We start from the raw sequence: 1,761 nt of genomic DNA, 5'->3' as shown, positions 1-1,761 counted from the left end.
GCCCGGGCCCGACATATGGGTGAGGCTGAAGCCGGTGGTGGAGGTGTCGTCGTAGTTGTAGCCCCCGCCGTCCGGTCGTGAGGGCGTATCAGGGCTGAAGGACAGCATGCCGAAGGGCGCCGTCGCCGACCTCCCCGTCCTGGCTGCGGACCCTGCCAGCGGTGCAGACCCTGCGCCAGGTCCTGGTCCAGAACTACACCCGCACCACGGCTGGCAACGGGCATATCCGCGTCAAGCGCCGCGAGCGCGAGGAGGACGGCGGCGACGGCCTGCCGCCCGGGCCGATACGCCTCGCGTCCCCCTACGACACCGACACCCGCTGGTCCGCCAAGCGGGACATGTTCTGGAACGGCTTCAAGCTCCATGTCAGCGAGAAATGTCATGCTCAGGAGGAAGGTGATCGCCCCGAAAGCCCGAACATCATCACGAACGTGACCACCACAGCCTCCACCCTGCCCGACACCAAAGCCCTCGAACCGGTCCACCAGGCCGTGGATCGCCGCCAGTTGCTGCCGCGACGGCACTACCTCGACTCCGGCTACCCCAGCGCCGAACTGATCGTCGATTCAGCCAAGACCTACGGCGTCGCCCTGGTCACCCCGGTGCTGCTCGACACCTCCCGCCAGGCCAAGGCCAAGAACGGCTTCGCCGCCCACGACTTCACCATCGACTGGGCAGGCGAGAAGGCCGTCTGCCCCGCCGGGAAGACCAGCGCCGCGTGGAACCCCAATGTCCAAAACGGAGTCCCCAAGACCGTAATCTCCTTCGCCGCCCTGGACTGCATCCCCTGCCCCTTCAAGGAGCAGTGCACCAGCGCCCGAAGCAACCGCCGCCAAATCAGCCTCCAGCCCCACGAGCTGACCGAGGCGATCCGCCACGCCCGCGCCCAGCAGCAGACCGACGAGTGGAACCAGGACTACGCCCTGCGCGCCGGCGTCGAGGGCACCATCCGCCAGGTCACGCACACCGCCGGCCTGCGCCGCGCCCGCTACCGCGGCCTGACCAAGACCCACCTCGACCACACCACCAGCGCTACCGCACTCAATCTCATACGACTGCACGCCTGGTGGAACGGCCACCCCCTCGACCACGCTAGCCACAGCCACCTCGCCCGGCCACAAATCGCTCTAGCCGCATGACAGTTACGAATTAACCACCAAGATCACGCAGGCGCGGCCGCACCGATGTCCGCCTGCGCGTCGACGGCTTCGAGCGGCGAGGCGACGGCTCGCCGCACCTCCCGGACGAACCCGTCGGGGTCGGTGGCGGCCCGCACGGCCCATTCGTCGGTCCACGCCACGTGCGCGACCTGATGCGCGATGCTCCAGCGCGGCGCGGGCGTGGGCCGTGACCACTCCTTCGGCGCCAGGCCGGCGACGAGGGCGTCCAGCTCATCGCTCTCGGCGCGCAGCTCGTCGAGTATCCCGCCAGGATCCGGCCATGGGCGCTCCGCCCGCAGAGATGTAGGACCGACAAGTGCCAGCATCACAGCGCCTACCGAAACAAGCAAGCCCGCTTGCATGTTTTTTGACGCGGGTGGAGGCGTCGTCTGTGCGGCGTCACGTGCCGTGCGCAGGCGCGGGCCGGGCGGTCGGCCGAAGACCGGCTACTCCCACCCTCCGGCAGATCCCGGCGGGTTGTTCCCCGACACCGTGACTCCGCGGGCGGCGAGCTCCGCCACCAGCCGGGCCGGCTCGTCGGGCGTGGTGACCGGTTTGACCGTCCGGCCCAGATCGACGACGAGCGCAGCCCTCTTCCGCG

Annotated in this window: 3 protein-coding genes; 1 reads left to right on the top strand and 2 read right to left on the bottom strand. The window is 69.3% G+C overall.

Annotation, left to right across the window (positions count from 1 at the left end):
* Positions 1 to 108: hypothetical protein (locus FCI23_RS58040; protein WP_169317497.1), on the bottom strand; the 108-nt coding region annotated here is incomplete at its 3' end.
* Between the two features lie 53 nt (positions 109 to 161).
* On the opposite strand from FCI23_RS58040, the gene FCI23_RS55475 reads away from it, so the two are divergent.
* Positions 162 to 1,139, top strand: coding sequence for a transposase (locus tag FCI23_RS55475; RefSeq protein WP_136731733.1), 978 nt, complete (start codon positions 162 to 164; stop codon positions 1,137 to 1,139).
* 23 nt (positions 1,140 to 1,162) lie between these two features.
* On the opposite strand, the gene FCI23_RS55470 is transcribed toward FCI23_RS55475, so the two are convergent.
* Entirely contained in the window at positions 1,163 to 1,486 is a 324-nt protein-coding gene (locus tag FCI23_RS55470; protein ID WP_211265912.1) for a maleylpyruvate isomerase N-terminal domain-containing protein, read from the bottom strand.
* Positions 1,487 to 1,761: the final 275 nt, after the last annotated feature.

Origin of the sequence: Actinacidiphila oryziradicis, assembly GCF_005047355.1 — a bacterium.
GTDB lineage: Bacteria > Actinomycetota > Actinomycetes > Streptomycetales > Streptomycetaceae > Actinacidiphila > Actinacidiphila oryziradicis.
The sequence above is the reverse complement of the archived record's forward strand: the minus strand, read 5'-3'. Positions and strand labels throughout refer to the sequence as shown.

Coding starts and splice junctions, on each gene's coding strand:
- FCI23_RS55470 (WP_211265912.1), bottom strand. CDS start 1,486: ATGCTGGCACTTGTCGGTCCTACATCTCTGCGGGCGGAGCGCCCATGG.